This is a genomic window from Amycolatopsis sp. cmx-8-4 (assembly GCF_046548675.1).
GTDB lineage: Bacteria > Actinomycetota > Actinomycetes > Mycobacteriales > Pseudonocardiaceae > Amycolatopsis.
Map to the genome: position 1 here is coordinate 415,124 of NZ_JAEBDZ010000003.1, position 18,446 is coordinate 433,569.

At 73.0% G+C, this 18,446-nt stretch carries 12 protein-coding genes; 3 read left to right on the plus strand and 9 right to left on the minus strand.

Annotation, left to right across the window (positions count from 1 at the left end):
- Positions 1–24 precede the first annotated feature (24 nt).
- The 7 genes from trxB to ACLJQZ_RS08120 all read right to left on the minus strand — a co-directional run bounded on the left by trxB (position 25) and on the right by ACLJQZ_RS08120 (position 9,734).
- Entirely contained in the window at positions 25–1,017 is a 993-nt protein-coding gene (gene trxB / locus ACLJQZ_RS08090) for a thioredoxin-disulfide reductase (protein WP_247059627.1), read from the minus strand.
- A gap of 140 nt (positions 1,018–1,157) precedes the next feature.
- Complete coding sequence (locus ACLJQZ_RS08095) at positions 1,158–1,964, minus strand: hypothetical protein (RefSeq protein ID WP_410619422.1); 807 nt, start codon at positions 1,962–1,964, stop codon at positions 1,158–1,160.
- Positions 1,961–2,584: an RNA polymerase sigma factor SigM gene (gene sigM, locus ACLJQZ_RS08100; protein WP_247059624.1), complete on the minus strand. Its 624-nt coding sequence runs from the start codon at positions 2,582–2,584 to the stop codon at positions 1,961–1,963. Before sigM ends, ACLJQZ_RS08095 begins: the two co-directional genes overlap by 4 nt.
- 31 nt (positions 2,585–2,615) lie before the next feature.
- Positions 2,616–4,208, minus strand: coding sequence for a hypothetical protein (locus ACLJQZ_RS08105; protein WP_410619423.1), 1,593 nt, complete (start codon positions 4,206–4,208; stop codon positions 2,616–2,618).
- A 79-nt stretch (positions 4,209–4,287) separates the two neighbouring features.
- Positions 4,288–6,159 carry a murein biosynthesis integral membrane protein MurJ gene (murJ, locus tag ACLJQZ_RS08110; RefSeq protein ID WP_410619563.1) on the minus strand — a complete coding sequence of 624 codons (1,872 nt, stop codon included), beginning with the start codon at positions 6,157–6,159 and terminating at the stop codon, positions 4,288–4,290.
- Between the two features lie 882 nt (positions 6,160–7,041).
- The gene (locus tag ACLJQZ_RS08115) at positions 7,042–9,195 is read right to left on the minus strand and encodes a DUF6049 family protein (RefSeq protein ID WP_410619424.1); all 2,154 of its coding nucleotides are present in this window, start codon (positions 9,193–9,195) and stop codon (positions 7,042–7,044) included.
- The gene (locus ACLJQZ_RS08120; protein ID WP_410619425.1) at positions 9,192–9,734 is read right to left on the minus strand and encodes an NUDIX hydrolase; all 543 of its coding nucleotides are present in this window, start codon (positions 9,732–9,734) and stop codon (positions 9,192–9,194) included. Before ACLJQZ_RS08120 ends, ACLJQZ_RS08115 begins: the two co-directional genes overlap by 4 nt.
- 99 nt (positions 9,735–9,833) lie before the next feature.
- Here ACLJQZ_RS08120 and ACLJQZ_RS08125 point away from each other — a divergent pair, with 99 nt between their 5' ends.
- From ACLJQZ_RS08125 to ACLJQZ_RS08135, 3 genes are all read left to right on the plus strand, one after another.
- Positions 9,834–11,276 (plus strand): CCA tRNA nucleotidyltransferase, encoded by a 1,443-nt coding sequence (locus ACLJQZ_RS08125; RefSeq protein WP_410619426.1) that lies wholly within the window; start codon positions 9,834–9,836, stop codon positions 11,274–11,276.
- Positions 11,277–11,377: 101 nt separating this feature from the next.
- The gene (locus ACLJQZ_RS08130) at positions 11,378–12,712 is read left to right on the plus strand and encodes a sensor histidine kinase (RefSeq protein WP_326945417.1); all 1,335 of its coding nucleotides are present in this window, start codon (positions 11,378–11,380) and stop codon (positions 12,710–12,712) included.
- A gap of 13 nt (positions 12,713–12,725) precedes the next feature.
- Positions 12,726–13,577 carry a class I SAM-dependent methyltransferase gene (locus tag ACLJQZ_RS08135; protein ID WP_410619427.1) on the plus strand — a complete coding sequence of 284 codons (852 nt, stop codon included), beginning with the start codon at positions 12,726–12,728 and terminating at the stop codon, positions 13,575–13,577.
- Here the strand turns inward: ACLJQZ_RS08135 and ACLJQZ_RS08140 are convergent, their stop codons facing one another.
- Both ACLJQZ_RS08140 and ACLJQZ_RS08145 read right to left on the minus strand, forming a co-directional pair.
- A complete protein-coding gene (locus ACLJQZ_RS08140; protein WP_410619428.1) occupies positions 13,578–15,485 on the minus strand; it encodes a TNT domain-containing protein in 1,908 nt (635 codons plus the stop codon).
- 36 nt (positions 15,486–15,521) lie between these two features.
- Entirely contained in the window at positions 15,522–18,431 is a 2,910-nt protein-coding gene (locus ACLJQZ_RS08145) for an ADP-ribosylglycohydrolase family protein (protein ID WP_410619429.1), read from the minus strand.
- Positions 18,432–18,446: the final 15 nt, after the last annotated feature.

The following is an 18,446-nucleotide window of genomic DNA, read 5'->3' on the forward strand; positions in this document are numbered from 1 at the left end:
TCAGGTGGGTGTTACGCCGGAAAGTCAGTTGGTGCCCGCGCCGTAGCCGCCGCCGACCAGCTCGGCCGCCTCGTGCGCGTCCGAGTCGCCGTGCTCCGCGAGCCAGCGTTCCGCGTCGATCGCGGCGCTGCAGCCCGAGCCGGACGCCGTGATCGCCTGCCGGTAGGTGCGGTCCACCAGGTCACCGGCCGCGAAGACGCCGTCGAGGTTCGTGTACGAGCTGCGGCCCTGGGTGATGACGTAGCCGTCCTCGTCCAGGTCGACCTGCCCGCGCACGAGCGCGCTGCGGGGGTCGTGCCCGATCGCGACGAAGAAGCCCGACACGTCCAGGGTCGACTCGGAGCCGTCCTGGGTGTCCTTCAGCTTCAGGCCCTCGACCTTGTTGTCCCCGACGACGCCGGTGATCTGCGAGTTCAGCTTCCACTTGATCTTCTCGTTCGCGCGGGCGCGCTCGAGCATGATCTTCGACGCGCGGAACTCCTCACGCCGGTGCACGACGGTGACGGACTTCGCGAACTTCGTCAGGAAGGTCGCTTCCTCCATCGCCGAGTCGCCACCACCGGCGACCACGATGTCGTGGTCGCGGAAGAAGAACCCGTCACAGGTCGCACAGGCCGACACCCCGCGTCCGAGCAGCTCCTGCTCCCCCGGCACGTTCAGGTACCGCGCCGCGGCACCCATCGCGAGGACGACCGCGCGGGCGGCGTAGCGCTTGCCGTTCGCGGTCACGTACTTGACCTCGCCGGTCAGCTCGACCGACTCGACGTCCTCCGCGCGCAGCTCGGCGCCGAAGCGCTCGGCCTGCTTGCGCATCTCCTCCATCAGGTCCGGACCCATGATGCCGTCGCGAAACCCGGGGAAGTTCTCCACCTCGGTCGTCGTCATCAGCGCGCCACCGAACTGCGTCCCCTCGAACACCAGCGGTTCGAGTTGCGCCCGCGCCGCGTAAACGGCAGCGGTGTATCCGGCAGGACCCGATCCGACGATGATCAGGTTCCTGATGTCTTCGGCAGCCACCCGTGACCTCCGCTCGTAGTGACCCGTATACCAGGCTCAACACGATCGTAGGTGGCCATGTTCCCAGGGGTGACACCGCTCATGGGGGTTCCGGGTGGCGGAGCCCCCGGCCCGGGGCGAAGCCCTGGATGTCACAGCCGCTACTTCTCCCCGACTACCTTGTCGAACAGGACGGCCGGATTTCCCGGTCCGCAGTCCGCGCCGAAGGCGACCAAGCGGAACTGGGCCAGCTTGCCGGTGGTCAGGATGATCATGACCCCGGCCTTGCCGCCGACGTTCACCGGGCGGATGCCTTCGGGCCGCACCTTCGGGTCCAGTCCGGCCGCCTCGACGCAGGCGTCGAGCCGGTCCTCGGTGCCCAGCGGGCCGAAGTCGCGGACGCCGACCGCCTTGCCGACCAGGGCCTGGGCGCCGCTGCCGTCGGCGCCGACCGTCGGGCCGGACGGTGCCGGGGCCGCGACGTTCGGGGTGCCGCTCTGCTGGGACGTGCTCGGGATCGCGACCGTCACCGCGACGACCGCCGCGGCGGCCGCGGTCAGGACGCCGGCGGCCCAGCCGAGCCGCTTGTTCCGGCGCCGCCGGGCGGCCGCGAGGTCCACCACCTGGGCGTCCCCGGTCCCGGTCTGCTCCGGTGCCGGCGCGGTCCGCTGCATCGACTGTGCTTGTCCAAGAAAGGCGGCGGCCACTTCGGCGGCCAAGGCCGCGTCGAGCCGTGCCGCGAACTCCGCCGGCATCGGCGGCGCGGGTGCCTCGGCGAGCGAGGCCAGGTCGGCCTGCGTCGCGTCGAGGGCGTCCAGGATCGCGCGGGCCTCCGGGTCGGCGTTGACGAGCGGCCACAGCTGCGCGGCCCGGTCGTCGTCCAGCACGCCGGCGTGGAGATCGGCGAGCACGTCGACAGACCAGGGCGGACCGACGGTCCCCCCGATCCCCCGGCTTTCGTCCGTCATCGTCCCTCCCCGCTACCCGGCTGGCGCCCGGCCCGTTTGCTTTCGTGAGTTGGGACGTTCGCAATCGCATCGGGGTTCCGCAGGTGTCCGAGAACCTTCGCGAGTTTTCCGCGCCCCCGGGCACATCGGCTCTTCACCGTGCCCTCGGCGATGCCGAGCATCTTCGCCGTCTCGGCCACGGAATAGCCCTCGACGTCGACGAGCAGGATGGGCGCGCGCTGGTCTTCCGGCAGCTGGGCGAGCGCTTCGCGCACCAGCAAGCTGGTCTCGCGCTCGGCCATCGAATCGCGCGGGGTGGCCGGCTCGTTGAAGCCGGTTTCCGGCAGCGGGACGGTCGGGCGGGCCTGGCGGCGGCGGATCCGGTCGAGGCAGGCGTTCACCACGATCCGGTGCAGCCACGTCGTGACCTGCGACTCGGCGCGGAACTTGCCGGCGGCCCGGAACGCCGAGATGAACGCGTCCTGCAACGCGTCGGCGGCTTCCTCCGGGTCGCGGACCGTGCGCAGGGCGACCGCCCACATGCGGTCGCGATGTCGCTGGACGAGTTCGCTGAACGCATGAGGGTCCCCCGCGGCGTGAGCCGCTATCAGATCCGCATCCGTGGGAGCTGCAGCTGTCACCCGCGAGAGCCTACTGACCCTGTCGGGTGCGTCACCCCGCAGGCAGGAAGGACAGGTCCGCGATCTGGGTCAGGAACTGGCCGTCCTCGCCGCCCAGCTGGGTGATCCAGACGATGAAGTACTCACCCTGGGTGGGCTGAGCCAGCGGGATCGTCGTGTCGCCGTCCTGCAGGTCGCCGTTGCCGACCACCTTCGTATCGGCCAGGTCCGGGTTCTTCTCGGTCGCCGAGCGGATCTCGACCTTGGTGCCCGCGGTGCCCCCGGAGACCTTGACCTGGCTCAGGTTGATCGGGTCCTTGAAGGTGACGACCAGCCCGACGCCCGACTTGACGACGGGGAACTGCTGCTTGTACTTCTCGGTCCGCCACACCGTCTCGGGCTTGCCGTCGGTCGCGTACCGCGCCCGGGCGGTGTTGTCGCCCTTGCCGTCCGGGTTGTAGACGGCGATCGCCTGCGGGGCCACCGCGGCACCGACCGTCGGCGACGGCGGGGGCGCGGGCTGGCTCGACGCGGGCGGCTGCCCGGCCGGCTGGCTCGACGCGGGCGGCGCCGCGACGTTGATCGTCGGCCCGGTCGCCTTCGAGTCACCCTGGAAGACGTTGATCAGCATCAGCCCGCCCCAGGCGAGGATGACGACCGTGGCGACCACCAGCACGGTGACGCCGAGCGCGAGCTTGCGCCGCCGGGCGACGTCCTTGACCGGCTTCTTCGTGGTCCAGACGGTGCCCTCGGTCTCGGCGGCCGGGTCACCGCCGACGGCCTTGATCAGCTGGGTGCGCTCTTCCTCCTCGGCCACCTGCTCGAGCATGCGGAGGATGGCCGCGCTGGTGCGGATACCGCCGTTGCCGCCGTCCTCGATCGTGCGGACGGCCAGCGACGACAGGTCGGCGGGCACGGTCGGGATGAGCTGCCGGGGCGGGACGATCCGGCCCTGCGGAGTCAGCGGCGCCGCCGGGATGGCGGGCGGGCCGCCGGGCAGCGCCCAGCGGCCGGTGAGCAGCAGGTACAGCACCGCGCCGAGCGCCTTGACGTCGTCGCGCAGCGTCGCCTCCGGCAGCGGGCCGGGGAACGCGAGCTTCAGCGCGCCGTTCGGCGTCAACCGGAGCCGCTGGGGGTGGTCGAGGCCGAGGACCAGGCCGTTCTGGTGGGCCTGCTCGACCGCTTCGGCCAGCGCCTGCACCATCCGGGCCGCCGCGCCGGGCGCCACCGGGCGCTGCGCGACGAGGTCGACCAGGTCGCTGCCCTTGGTCCATTCCGCGACGACGACGCCGAGCAGGCCCTCGCTCGACGTGATGCCGCTGCCGAGCGCGAGCACGTCGAGCACGCGGGCGACGCCGCCGTGGCCGAACTTGGACGCGTGCGTCGCGCGTTCGAGGGTGCGCCGCGCGAGCCGCGCGGCTTCCGGATCTGCCGGGTCGCCGACCAGCAGGGTCAGTGCGACGTCCCGCTTCAGCTGGCCGTCCCGCGCGCGCCACAGGTGCGCGTCACCCCGCTCGTCCACGCCGAACTGTGCGAGGAGGCGGTAGCGGCCGTCACCGACCACACGTCCGGGGGCCAGCGATCCGACTTGGGCCTTGCCCACGTGGTTCGCACCCCCTGCCTGTTCGCTGCGCCTCGTATCCACCCGCACTCTCCCGTTAGCTCCCCGCGTCGAGGGTACCCAGAATACGACGCGGGAGTCGTCGGCAGCCGTACCGGAATCGTTACCCTCGCTTGATCAACCGGGTGAACCTGCTCGTGGCCGGCTGCAGCTCCTCCACCTTCAGCGCCATCAGGACGCCGAACGAGACGACGATGCCGACGACGCTTTGCAGCAGAAGCTTCACCCAGGCCCCGAAAGTCGGCCCGAACGAGTCCGGGACGACCTTGCCCACGACCCACGCCGCGGCCACCCCGAGCCCGCTCGCCACGACCGTGAACAGGATCACGCCGATGATGCGCTTGCTCCGCAGGTTGCCCAGCGTCACCCAGAGCCACACCTGGCCGAGGATCGCGCCGACGACGAACGTCAGCGCGTTGACCATCATGACGCCCAGCACGACGTTGTCCGGCGTCAGCAGTACCGGGCACAGGTACAGCAGCGGCACCTTGACCAGCGTCATCACGATCATGATCAGCGTCGGCGTCCGCGCGTCCTTCATCGCGTAGAACACCCGCATCTGGAGCATGACCAGCGCGTACGGCAGCAGCGCGAACGCCGAGATGGCCAGCGCGTCGCCGAGCCGCTCGGCGGTCTCGACCGTGCCCTTGCCGAACGTGAACAGCGCGATGCCGATCGAGCCGCCGACCACGGTCATCACCGCGGAGATCGGCACGAGCATCACCGTCGAGATCCGCGACGCGTAGGACAGGTCGCCGATCAGCTTCTTGTGGTCGCCGTCGGCGGCCGCGCGGCTCATCCGCGGCATGATCGCCGTCAGCAGCGAGACGCCGATGACGCCGTACGGCAGCTGGAAGAGCAGCCACGCGTTGCTGTACGCCGTCACACCGCCGGGGGAACCGCTGGTCAGGACGCGGGTGTTGATCGTGTAGCCGATCTGGCTGACCGCGACGTAGCCGAGGATCCAGAGGGCGAGACCGCCGAACTCCTTCATCTGCTTGTCGAAGCCCCAGCGCCACTTGAACCGGAAGCCCGACCGCAGCAGCGGCGGGACCAGCAGGATCGCCTGGGCGACGATGCCGGCGGTGACGCCGATGCCCAGCGTCAGCACCTTCGGGTCGGTGAGCGACGGGTGCGCGGTGTCGATGTCGCCCGGCATGACCCAGACGACCAGGATCGTGAAGATGACCACCAGGTTGTTGATCACCGGCGCCCAGGCCGTCGGCCCGAAGATCTGCTTGGCGTTCAGCACCGCCGACAGCAGCGCGAACACGCCGTAGAAGAAGATCTCCGGCAGCAGCAGGTAGGCGAACGCCGTGGTCAGCCCGGAGCTGGCCTTGCCGGAACCGTCGACGTAGAGGCTGGTGAACGCCGGCGCCGCGACGACCGCGACCGCCGTGCCGACCAGCAGCAGCGAGAACGCGACCGTGATCAGCCGCTGGGTGTAGGCCGCGCCGCCGTCGGGCTCGTCCTGCGCGCGCACCAGCAGCGGCACCACCACGCTGGCGAGCACGCCACCCATCAGCAGCTCGAAGATGATGTTCGGCATCGTGTTCGCGACGTTGAACGAGTCGTTCGCGATGCCCTGGCCGATCGCGCCGACCAGCAGCAGCTTCCACAGGAAGCCGGTGATCCGGCTGATCAGCGACGCGATGGCCATCCGGCCGGATGCCTTCGCGAGCGACGGCGCCTTCGCCGGGGCCGCGGCTTCCGTGCCGGGTTCGGCCGGCTTGACGAGCGGCGTCTTGATCGCCGGCATGACCTGGGTGGCCAGCGCGTCGTAGGGCCGCATGACGTCGGGGTCGGCGACCGGCCAGCGGGAGGCCATCGGGACGCCGGCGGTGCGCGGGATGAACCGCGTCGCCTCCGGGTCGACGGGCCGCTGGGCCTCCTCCTGCCACGGCCGGACCGGCGCCGGACGACGGGGCGCGCGGCCGCGGGGCGGCACCGGGATGCCCGGGGGCGGGGTGCCCATGGCCGGGTTGCCCGCGGCCGGCGTGCCGACCGGGCCACTGGTCGCCGGCGGTACGGCGACCGGCGGTACGGCGACGGGCGGCGTCACCGGCGGGGCCGGCTGTGGCAGCCGGCCCTGGTGCGAAGGCGGGCCCTGCGGTGGCGGCGGGCCCGGCGGGTTCTGCGGCGGTAGCGGCGGCACCGGCTGGACGTGGGTGGGCGCCGGACCGGCGGCGGCGCGCGGCGGTTGCCCACCACGCGGCGGCTGGGGCGGTGGCCCCTGCGGGGGCGGGCCCGGCGGCGGCGGGACGCGGCGCGGTGGCCGGTCGTCGCGCGGCGGGTGGTCGTCGCGAGGCGGACGCTCGCGGACCGGGCGCTCGTCGTGGACCGGCCGGTCGTCCCGGGGCGGGCGCTGGCGGTCGTCCTGGACCGGCGGCTTGCCGCGGGCCGGGCGCCCCTCGCGCGGTTCCTCGCGCAGGGCGCGGTCGTCCCGGGGAGGACGGCCGTCGCGCGGTTCGTCACGCGGCGGGCGGCCTTCGCGAACCGGCCGGTCGTCGCGCGGCGGACGCCCCTCGCGGACCGGCTGGTCCTCACGGGGCATCTGGCGGGTCTGGCCGTTGCGGGGCGGCTGGCGGCGGCCGCGCTCCGGTGGCGGAGGCGGCTGCTGCTTCGGCGGCGGCTGGCGGCGGCCCGGTTGCGCCGCTCGTGGCGGCCCGTCTCCCCGTTGCGGGGGCGGGGCGCCTTCGCGCCGAGGACGACTCGCACGCTCGGGGGGTAAGCCCGGCTCTCTCTCCAACGCGTGCCCAATCCTCAGTGCTCGGTCCCCGGTGCCGCGGTCCGTTCGCCGGGCACGTGCGGACCCAGGGTAATCGGGAACCGCCCGGAACACTCGAAGGCCGAGAGATCAGTCCACTGCGTCCCGGCCGGCCTTCGCGTCCTTCACCCGCCGGTAGATGCGCCGGGAGGCGAGCAGAAGCAGGGCCGCACCTGCGGCGACGGTCGCGATGATGGTGATCGCGCCGTACTCCGTCGACGTCAGTTCGAACCGCGCGGACGACCCGAGCGGGGTATCCGTCGGGGTGCGCAACGACACATCGACGCTGAACCGGCCGGCCCGCAGCGCTTCGACGGGCAGGAAGTAGTTCTTGCCGCCGCCCGCCGGGAAGAACCAGGCCTTGGCGTCGTCGGAGCGCAGGCCGGTGTTGTTGGTCAGGACGAACCGGGCGTTGATCCCGACCGGCAGGTCGTTGCTGACGTACACCGGCAGCGGCGAGTTGCCCGAGGCCAGCGCGATCGTCTGCTTGGGCTGCGAGACGGACACCTGTTCGCTGATCGCGGCCAGGTCGGCGCGCGCGTTCGCGGTCGCCGCGTCGGCGGGCAGGCCCCGCCACGCGGTGGACGCGCCCCGCAGCTCGGCCAGCCGGACCGGCGCGACGACGTCGTCCGGTTTCACCCGTTTGGTGGGATCCAGCTGCATCGCGGCGGCCAGGCCGGTGGTCTTGTCGTCGAGGGTCGACAGCGTCGAGACGACCGCGGGGTCGACCGCCGCGGCCGGGTCCTGGCCGCCGTCGCCGACCGGGCCGGAGCCCTCCGGGTCCGCGGCCAGCAGCGTCTGGAGCGAGGTCGCCGTGACGAGCCCGGCGTCGAGGTAGTTGCCGACCTGCAGCAGGTACGCGGTGAGCTCGGCGGCCGGGGCGGCCCAGCGGCGCGGCGGCGCGACCAGCAGGTGGTCCGGCCGCTGCTGGCCGGCGGGCAGGCCGAGGCCGGCGCGGAAAGCGAGCGCGCCGAGGCCGTTCTGGCTGGCGACGGCCGCTTCGGTGGTGGCCGGCATGGTGACCGAGTCCGGCACGGTCGGCACGCCCGTCATGGCCGAGGAGACGAGCGAGTCGGTCGGCTGCGCGCGGACGGTGCTGCCCTGCACGGTGACGCCGCCGCCGGCCGCGGCGGGCGCGAGCTTGCCGGCGTCGGTGAGCACCGTCCGGATCCCGGCCTGCGACAGCTCGGTGAGGACGGCGTCGCCCGGCGTGCCGTCCGGCCAGAGCACGCCGGTCTGCGGCGTGGCGCCGGTCAGCTGCTGGATCACGGCCGCGCCGGAAGCCGCCTTGGTGACCAGCGCGGGGTCGCCCGGGCGGATCCGCGAGACGGCGTTCAGGTCGGCGTCGGCGAAGGGCAGGGCCACCACGCACCGGGTGCCGACCAGCGAGCGCAGCGCGGCCAGCCACGTCTGCGCGGTCCCGGCGCCCTTGCCGTCGACGTTCCCGGCGTCGGTGTGCACCTGGTAGCCGCGGCTCATCGCGTCGACGGTCGCCAGCAGGTCCGGGTCGAGTGCGAAACACATCGACTTGGCCAGGTTCGAGTCGCCCTGCACGGCCGTGTGCGCGGCCGTGACCAGCGCGTTCAGCCGGCCGTCCGGGCCGATCTCGTCGGCCAGTCGGTCGTCGGCCAGCACCGGCCTGCCGCCGAGCGGCGCCGCGTAGACGTGCGGGACGCTGCTGGTCAGCGGCCAGAGCAGCGTCATGCTCGGCGCGCCGGACGCGTGCGTGGCCTGCTTACCCGGGCCGGCCAGCACCGGCATCAGCATGCTGACCGCGCCCAGCCGGGCCGGCCCGCCGAACTCGGGCGTGCCGTTGACGTTCACCAGCAGCGGGTAGACGCCGGGCTTGCCGAACTGCGCCGCGCGCTGGCCGGTCAGGGTCACCGAGATGTTCAGCGGCGCGGTCTGCCCGGGCTCCAGCGCGTCGGCGACGGAGGTGAAGTCCGTCAGCGGGCTGTCCTTGATGACCGCGCCCGACAGGACCTCGCCGATCCCGCGTTCGGTCGTCTGCCGCTCGCCGACCTGCAGCCGCACCTGCGGCCGGGTGACCTTGCGGTCGCCGGTGTTGGTGACGCTGCCGGCGACGGTCAGCGTCGTCGTCGAGCCGGTGATCACCCGCGGGTTGAGCTCGTCGAGCTCCACGCGCAGGCGGGCGCCCTCTTCCGCGTGGGCCACCGTGGCGCCGGCCAGGGCGGGGACGGCCAGGAAGAGGACGGAAAGGAAGGCTGCGGCGAACCGCTTCACTCGGGGGCTCCCTCAGGGGCGTGCTCGTCTCGTCCGTGGACGTCCGGGCGCGCCAAAAGTTCCTTGGCTTTCCGGACTAGCTTCCGCTCGTCGGAATACGCGAGTCTGGTCTCCAGCTCGGCCAGCGGGACCCAGGCCACCTCGGTGACCTCGACGTCTTCGTCGGACAGCTCACCGCCGAGCGCTTCGAGCAGGAAGTGGTGCACGGTCTTGTGGATCCGCCGCTTCTCGGCGACGAACCAGTAGTCGATGGTCCCCAGCGGCCGCAGGACCCGCGCGGAGATGCCGGTCTCCTCCTTCACCTCGCGCACGGCCGTCTGTTCCACCGTCTCACCGTCCTCGATGTGGCCCTTGGGCAGCGACCAGAGCAGTCTGCCGTGCCGGTCGAGCCGGCCGATCAGCGCCGCCTGTTCGCGCGCCGCATCCAGCACGAGGCCACCGGCCGACGTCTCGTCGACCGTGGTCAGGCGCCTGCCGCGCTGCCGCCTCCGCCGCCTCCGCGGCTTCGAGGCGCCGGGGCGGCCGGCTGATCCAGACATGCTGCGATGCTAGAGCAAACGGTTGCCCCGGTAGGCTGGCTCTCCGTGTCCTGTCCGGTGGTGCCTGTAGTAATCGCACCCGAAAGTAATGGGTTTTCCGTGAACGACGTGGTCGCCAAGCAGAACGCGGTGGTGGAGCGGATGCAAGTCCCTCCCCTGGCGGAAGAGCTGGCGGAAAGGTTCGCCAGGGCCGGTCACCGCCTGTACCTCGTCGGCGGCAGCGTGCGCGACATGCTGCTCGACCGGCGGTCCGGTGATCTCGACTTCACGACGGACGCGCGGCCGGACCGCGTGCTCAAGATCGTCAGCGACTGGGGCGACGCCGTCTGGGACGTCGGGATCGCCTTCGGCACGGTCGGCGTGACGAAGAAGGGCATGCAGCTCGAGATCACGACGTTCCGCGCGGACACCTACGACCGCGTCGGCCGCAACCCCGAGGTCACCTTCGGCGACACCATCGAGGGCGACCTGCTGCGCCGCGACTTCACGGTGAACGCGATGGCCATCGAGCTGGCGGCCAAGACGTTCATCGACCCGCACGACGGGCTGCACGCGCTGGCCGAGCGGGTGCTCGACACGCCGGCGACGCCGCAGGAGTCCTTCGCCGACGACCCGCTGCGGATGCTGCGGGCCGCGCGCTTCGCCGCCCAGCTCGGCTTCACCGCCGCGCCGCGGGTGATCGACGCGATGACGTCGATGGCCGAGGAGATCGACCGGATCACCGCCGAGCGGGTGCAGGCCGAGCTGGCGAAGCTGCTGCTGGCGGCCGACCCGCAACCGGGCCTGGAGCTGCTCGTCGACACCGGGCTGGCCGAGCGGGTGCTGCCCGAGGTGCCCGGGATGCGGCTGGCGATCGACGAGCACCACCAGCACAAGGACGTCTACCAGCACTCACTGACCGTGCTGGCCCAGGCGATCGACCTGGAGTCCTCGCACGAGCCGACGTCGGAGCCCGACCTGATCCTGCGGCTGGCGGCGCTGCTGCACGACGTCGGCAAGCCGGCGACGCGGGAGTTCCAGGCCGGCGGCGGCGTGAGCTTCCACCACCACGAGGTGGTCGGCGCGCGGATGGCCCGCAAACGTTTGCGGGCGCTGAAGTTCTCCAAGGAGATCATCGACGACGTCTCCCAGCTCGTGTTCCTCCACCTGCGGTTCCACGGCTACGGCAAGGGCGAGTGGACGGACTCGGCGGTCCGCCGGTACGTCACCGACGCCGGCCCGCTGCTGAGCCGGCTGCACAAGCTCGTCCGCGCCGACTGCACCACGCGCAACCGCAAGAAGGCGGCCGCACTGCAGGCGACCTACGACGACCTCGAGGCCCGCATCACCGCGCTCAAGGCCAAGGAGGACCTCGACCGCGTGCGGCCGGACCTCAACGGCGAGCAGATCATGGAGCTGCTCGGCCTGCGGCCGGGGCCGGACGTCGGCAAGGCGTGGAAGTTCCTCAAGGAGCTGCGGCTGGACCGCGGGCCGCTGGAGCACGACGACGCCGTGGCGGAGTTGAAGAAGTGGGCGAGTGCGGAGGGAATCGGCAACTCCTGACCAAACTTCGGTGAATTCCGTAGAACGCTGGACCTCGGCGCCACGGATTGGGGATACTCCGGACCTCGGCTCACCGATGTGACCAGGGAGTTGTCTGCGCGATGTCCACTGAAGCGCCCGACTCGCCGAAAGCGGTGGGCGGCGGGAGCTTCTTCGTGGCGCTCCTGCGGCAGGGCGCGCCGGCCATCGCGACGGCCACCAGCGAGCTGTCGGAGGAGATCGGCGACCCGACCCCGATCCACGCGCTGAAGCGGATCTCGAAGATGGCCGGGCCGATCGACCCGGCCCAGCGCGACGGCCTGCTGCTGCGCGCCACCCGGTACGTCGTGCTCATCCCGCTCGCCTACCGGCTGCTCGCCGTGCCGGGCCAGTTCGGCGTCCACGTGCTCGAGCACGGGACGACCGGGTTGCTGCCGGTCGGTGTGTTCACGCTGCTCTCGGTCGTGCTGAACGTCGTCGGCTTCCGCTGGATGCTCCGCTCGGCGCCGTTCCACGGCCGCGACGCGGGCAAGCTGCTCGCCGTCGACATCGCGTTCACCGTGCTCTCGCCGCTGGTCCTCGCGCTGACCGTGCCGCGGGAGGCCTACTTCGACGCGCTCGCGGTCAGCAGCGTCCACCTCTTCGGCGAGGCCGGGCTGCTGACGCTCGCCCTCGGCGTCCCGGCCGGCCTGGTCTTCGCGCTGATCAGCTTCCCGCTGCGGATGCTGGCCAACTGGCTGAACACCGGCCAGTTCCACGTCGACGCCGCGTTCTCGACGTACTCCGCGCTGCTCGCGCTGATGTTCCTGGCCACCGCCGGGCTGGTGCTCACCGGGCTCGGCACCCGGCTGGCGCTGGCCTACGGCACCCGCAACGGCCGGCTCGCCGAGCGTGCCCAGCAGCACCGGATGCTGCACGACACCGTGCTGCAGACCCTCGAGGCGATGGCGCTGTCCGGCACCACGAACCCCGAGGAGCGGCTGGTCGAGATCCAGCGGCTCGCCCGGGCGCAGGCGATGGAGATCCGGCAGGAGATCGAGTCGGCGGCGTCGGAACGCGCCGAGGCCGGCGCGCGGCCACTCGGTGAGAAGCTCGCCACGCTCGCCGCCGAGATGGCGCGCGACGGGCTGCGCGCCCAGCTCGTGGTGGCCGAGCTGGACGACGACACGCTGTCCGAGGTCCGGCAGATCGCCATCCGCGACGCCGTCCGCGAGGCGCTGCGGAACACGATGAAGCACTCCGGCACCGACCGGGTGGTCGTGCGCGTCGAGGCGCGCGACGGCGGGATCGCGGTCATCACCCGCGACCACGGCACCGGCTTCAGCCCGGCCGACCGCCCGGCGGGCTTCGGCATCAGCGAGTCGATCACCGCGCGGCTGGCCGAGGTCGGCGGGACGTCCCTGGTGGAATCCAGCCCCGGCGGGGGCACTCGGGTGACGCTCTGGGTCCCCTTCTGATATCTCCTGAACCATGACCTCGATCGAGCTGCTCGCCGACGCCCTCGCCGCCTACCGCGCCGGTGACCGCGAGCAGGCCACCGACCTCGCCGGCCAAGCCGGCCGCGACGGCTCCTCACTGGCCGACGAGCTGCGGACCTACCTCGCCGGCGACAGCTCCGCGCCGGTGTACGACGCGCCGAGCGCGTTCACGGCGTTCATCCGCGGCGGCGGCAACGTGGGCCTCTACCGGGCGCTGAGCGCCGAGCTCGCGGCCCGCTACGACGCCGGGAAGCCGGAGTCGCTGCTCGACCTCGGCTGTGGTGACGGCCTGGCCGTCGTGCCCGCGCTGGAGCAGGCGACGCACGTGCCAAGCCGGATCGACCTGGTCGAGCCGTCGGCCGCGCTGCTCGAAGGCGTCCACGAGCGGGTGCCGGCGGCCCAGTGCTGGCAGTCGACCGCGCAGGAGTTCCTGGCCCGCGACGACCTCGGCTGGGACTTCGTCCAGTCGACGTTCGCGCTGCAGTCCATCGAGCCGGAGCAGCGCGTGGAGGTGCTTCGCGCGATCCAGCTGCGCGCCGGGACGCTCGTGCTCGCCGAGTTCGACGTCCCGGAGTTCACCGAAGGATCGCCGGAGCACCTGCGCTCGCTCGTCGAGCGCTACGAGCGTGGCGTCGCGGAGTACGGCGAAGACGCTTCGCTCGTCGCGCAGGGTTTCCTGCTGCCGGTGCTGCTCGGCCTGGTCGCCGGGCATGAGCGGACGAACTGGGAGCACCCGGCCGCGGCCTGGACCGAGCAGCTGAAGACGGCGGGCTTCACCGACGTCGGCGTCGAACCGCTCGCCGACTACTGGTGGTCACCCGCCGTCCTGATCACGGCTTCCTGATCACACCCGGCTCAGGGAGCCCGTCTCGAGGTGCTGGGCGATCGGCCGCGGCAGCAGGTACGCGACCGCACCGCCCGGCATCCCGCTCCACGGCGCGGTGACGCCGGTCAGCACCCGGATGGACCGCAGCACCCGGTACTGCCGCTTCTCCCGCTCACGCTCGAACGCCAGCGACGTCTCGACGAACCGCGTCGCGTCGGCGTGCATCAGGTTGCCGGTCTCGTTGCCGAACCGGACGACCTGCGTGCCCGGCGGCAGGACGATCAGGCGCTTGCCGCGGTAGAAGTTCAACGGCGGTTCGCCGCGCATCGGCAGGATCGGCCAGTCGGCGGGCTGGTCGGACTCCTCCGCCGGACGCGCCGGCAGCATCAGCAGCACGCCGAGCAGGAACCGGGCCGCGTCACCGAGCGAGGTGAACGCCACCGGCTCGTCGGCGGGCGGCCGGGAGACCTCCCAGCCGTTCTCGGCGCGGCGCAGCGTCCAGACGCCTTCGGCCGGTACCTCGTTCGCACCGATCCGGTAGGTCGCGGCCGGCACGCCGTGCTCGGCGAGCCGCTGCTGGAGCAGCTCCAGCGTCTCCGCGCCCTTCAGGTTCCGCACCTGCTCGCCCTGCGCGACGCGGGTGAGCGCGCGGTCGTCGGGCAGGTCGGCGGCCGTCTGCGGCGGCCGCGGGTGCCCGGCGACCTCCGCCTCCGCCGTCGCCCGGACGAGCTCGCCGACGAACGGCGGGCGGAACCCGGCCGCCCGGACGTGCTCGACCAGCTCCGGCTCCGGCGGCACCCCGTACTTGCGCAGGTAGTGCGGCACGGCGGCGGGCCAGATCCAGGTGCCGTCGGTGTGGAACGCGTTCGGCACCTCCGGCTTCGCGCCCGGCACCCCGAAGATGTCCGGCAGCGGCGTGGGCCGGTGCAGCGCGACCGGCGCCCGGAACAGGTAGTCGAGCACCCCGCGGACCTGGTCCGGCGGCACCGGCGGCCGGTTGACGACCGGGCGTTCGCCCTCTGCGTGCGAGTCGGCCGCCCTGGCGAGCCGGAAGGTCAGGTCGAGCGGGAGCCCAGCGCGCGCGGTGAGCCACGACGGCAGGTGCTTCGCCGACCTCGGGAACGTCGCCAGCTCCAGCTCGTAGGCCGCGGTCGACGGCCGGCCGCCGTCGTTCGGCGGGACCCGCCACTCCGGTTCGCGGTCGGCGTCGAAGTCGAAGTCGAACTGCGAGGCCGAGTCCAGCGTGAACGTCCCTTGGAACCACGTCCCGGACTCGGGCTGGTACATCGACGCGCGCAGCCGCGCGAAGAGCCCGCCGAGACGCGGGACAGCGGGCAGCGAGACCGAAACCGGGCCGTCCTCGTCGCCGACCGCGCGGAGCTCGATCTCGGCGTAGTCGCCGACCTGCCGGAACTGCGCGCCGACGCGCGCCCAGCCGCCCGGCACCGTGTGCAGCAGCGTTCGCCCGATGGCCCGCAGCAGCGCGTTCTGGTCGCCCTCGCCCGGCTTCGGGCGCGCGTCCGGCGCTTCGGTGAAGTCCTGCCGCGCCTGCCAGATCGACTGGACGCGCTTCGCCGGCACGGTCACCGAGAAGTCGGTCAAGCCCAGCTGAGCCGCGCGCGCGGCGTCGTCGCGGACCCAGCGCAGCGTCAGCTCGGGCCGCTCACCCGGAGCGACCTCGAAGACCTCGTCGTCGTACTCGCAGAAGGTGCGCAGCGTGAACGTCGACGGCACCTCGCTCGCCGGCACCACCCGCGCGGGACGACCGTCTTGCTCCTTGTCGAAGCCGTCGGGTGCCTCGTCGTCCGGCAGCACGGACAGCAGCACCGTGCCGTCCGTGGTGGAGCGTTGCGCGCGGAAGGTCCCCTCACCCCACGCGGCGTACAGGCCGTCCGGGCGTTCGGCGACCTCGACCCGGTAACGCACGTTTCGTCCTCCCCTGACCCCAGTGACACCGGAAATCTAGTCGAGCGGGTACCGAGCGAACCACCGGTCTTCGTCCGGCGCATCCGCGCCGAACTCGGTGAGCGCGTCGTCCGCCAGCTCGACGATGACATCGCGCAGCTCGAGCTGGTCGAGCCAGCTCCGCCGCAGTGCTTGCTCGCCGTACATCGCGCCGACGAGGTTGCCGCAGACCGAACCGGTCGAATCGCTGTCCCCGCTGTGGTTGACGGACGCGAGCAGCGCCGTGTCGGCGTCCGTCGTGGTCAGCGCGACGTAGACGGACATCGACAACGCCGTCTCACCGACGTTGCCCTGCCCGAGCGACTCCACCTTCTCCGGCGTCGGCGGCCCCTGCTCCGCCAACGCCAACGCGGCGTCCAGCGCCGCGCTCTGCTCCTCGTGCGCCGGGTACTTCACCAGCTCGGCCCGCGCGGTCGCGACGGCGTCGAGGAGTGCCCTTCCGTGCAGCAGTTCGTGCACGATGACCGCGAAGCAGCCCGACGACAAGTACCCGCTCGGGTGACCGTGGGTCAGCGCCGCGCTCTCCGCGCCGAGCCGGAACACCTCGGCGAGGTCGTCCGACCAGAGCGCGATCGGCGCCGCGCGCATCACCCCGCCGCAGCCCTTCGAGTTGTTCACCGGCCGGTCCATCGTGCCGCGGACGCCGGAGCGGCCGTACGCCTCCAGCTCGCCGAAGCACGTCAGCCCCGGCGCGCGGCGGCTGAACAGCTCCTGGTGCGTGACGAGCCAGCCGTCCGGCGCCTCGACGTCGGACCGCGGCCCGCGCGCCCGGTCCCACGCGACGCCCTGGGTGTGCAGCCAGCGCTGGTAGGCCAGCTGCAGCGAGTGCCCGACGTCGGCGGAGCCGGTGTGCCGCCGCTGGGCGTGCGCGCGGATCAGCGCTTCGAGCGTGAACAGCGTCATCTGCGTGTCGTCGGTGATCCGGCCGACGCCGCCGTACGCGGGGATGAAGTCGGTGATCCCGGCCGGCCCGGCGATCTCGCGGATCCGGTCGATCGAGTCGAACTCCGTCTTCGCGCCGAGCGCGTCGCCGATCGCACCGGCCAGCAGGCTGCCGCGCAGCCGTGAGCGCAAGTCCGGTCCCGCCGCGGCCGGCGGGGGTTTCGGGCTGAACCGGCCGCTCGGGTACCGGCGCTCCCACCGCGCGTGCTCGGCCGTCTCCGTCTGGAGGCCGTTGCGGTTGAAGTACCAGAAGACGTCGCTCGCGACGTCGTCGAGCAGCCCGAGGTCGGGCAGCGCCGCCACCCACGCGGCGGGCAGGCCGGGCACGCCGAGCCGGGCGCCGACCATGGCGCCGGCCAGTGCCCCGGCGACCGGGCCGGACCGCGCGGCGAGCGTGATCGCCGCTTCCGGGTCGTAGCCGCGCTTGGCCGCGGCGAACAGCGCGCGGCCCAGCACCGACCGGACGCTCCGGCCGTCACCGATGCTTTCCAGCTGCGTGACGTCGTCGGCGTCGCGGTCATCCCGCAGGGCCAGCGTCGAGGTCGCCAGCTCGCCGCCCAGCTCCCGCAGCCGCAGGTGCACCGGCGGTGCGAACTCCTCCCGCGTGAGCAGCGCCTGGAACAGGGCCACCAGCAGCTCGACGCCTTCGGTGACCTCCGGCCCGGCCGCACTGCCCGTCAGCTCGCGGGCGACGTCCTTCGCGTACTGCTCGCCGTCGACGTCCGCCAGCGCCACCGCGCCGGCCGGCGTCGCGGCCAGCGCCGTGGCCAGCAGCGCGGAGAGCTCCGCGGGCGCGGGGCCCGCGTGCCGGGTCGCGACGGCCAGCCAGCCGACCGGGTCCGGCTCGGGCAGCGTCGCCGGGACCTCGCCGGTGGGAACGGGCGGCAGGCCGCGCAGCACGGCGTCGGTGTGGAACAGCAGGTGCCGCGTCAGACCGCCCAGCTCCAGCCGGCCGCCCGGGTCGGCGCCGCCGCCGAGCGCGTCACCGATCGCGAACCCGACGTACGCGCCGACGATCCGGTGCCACGCGAAGCGCCCGGCGAGCGTGCCCGTGGCGAAGAACTTGCCGGAAGTCCACGGCACCGGCCGTGGGCCGGCGTCCTCGCCGACGTGCGCGATCAGCCCGTTCGCGCCCAGGTCGGCCGGCCATTGCGGGTCCTGGCCCGCCCGGCGCCGGACGCCGTTGCGGTGCTGCCAGGCGAACCCGCGCAGGTACCGGACGCACTCCGCCGGCGTCAGCTCCACGCGGTGGTCACGGGCCTGGTCGACGGCGTAGCGCAGGTGGCGGGTCAGCAGGTCCGGCGGCTCGATGCCGAACTCCCCGGCCAGCGCGGCCAGCGCCTCGGCGACCTCCGGCCCGGCTTCGGGCGCCGGCTCGTCGAGCCACGGCCGGGGGGCGGCGTCGTGCCCGGCGTCCGCCAGCTCGGCCGCGGCCAGGCTGCGGACGAGCCCGGTGCCCGGGTCGAGCGTCAGGCCGGTCCCCGGCTGGTGCCGCAGCAGCTCGCGCACGACCACCCGCCACCGCTGGGGGTAGCGGCCGGGCACCTTCGCCGACGAGCTGAAGGCGATGACCTCGTGGCCCGAGGTGCCGGGCACCGGCCGCAGCAGCGGCTCGCCGTCCGGCGTCGGCACCAGGACCTCGGTGTCGAGCAGCGCCCGCGCGAACTCGGCGCGGCTGATCCAGTTCGCGCCCAGGTAGTTCAGGAGCTTCTCGGCGTCGGTCGTCGGCTTCGGGAAGCCACGCCAGACCGGGCCCGGGGTGTAACCCTCGTTGCCGCGGCGCGGCCCCGTCGGCTCCCCGAACAGCGTGTACTGCGCCCAGCCGCGGATCGCGCGCGCGGGGATGCCGAGGCCGGGGAACGCCGCTTCGTCGAACTCCGGGTCGACGTCCGGCCGCCACTCGACGAAGCCGTCGTCGACCGCCGCGGCCGCGCCGGGACGCGCGACAGCTTCCTCTTCGCTCATTCTCCCCATCCTCGC

Coding starts and splice junctions, on each gene's coding strand:
- ACLJQZ_RS08145 (WP_410619429.1), bottom strand. CDS start 18,431: ATGAGCGAAGAGGAAGCTGTCGCGCGTCCCGGCGCGGCCGCGGCGGTC.
- ACLJQZ_RS08095 (WP_410619422.1), bottom strand. CDS start 1,964: ATGACGGACGAAAGCCGGGGGATCGGGGGGACCGTCGGTCCGCCCTGG.
- murJ (WP_410619563.1), bottom strand. CDS start 6,159: ATGGGCACCCCGCCCCCGGGCATCCCGGTGCCGCCCCGCGGCCGCGCG.
- ACLJQZ_RS08120 (WP_410619425.1), bottom strand. CDS start 9,734: ATGTCTGGATCAGCCGGCCGCCCCGGCGCCTCGAAGCCGCGGAGGCGG.
- ACLJQZ_RS08135 (WP_410619427.1), top strand. CDS start 12,726: ATGACCTCGATCGAGCTGCTCGCCGACGCCCTCGCCGCCTACCGCGCC.
- ACLJQZ_RS08130 (WP_326945417.1), top strand. CDS start 11,378: ATGTCCACTGAAGCGCCCGACTCGCCGAAAGCGGTGGGCGGCGGGAGC.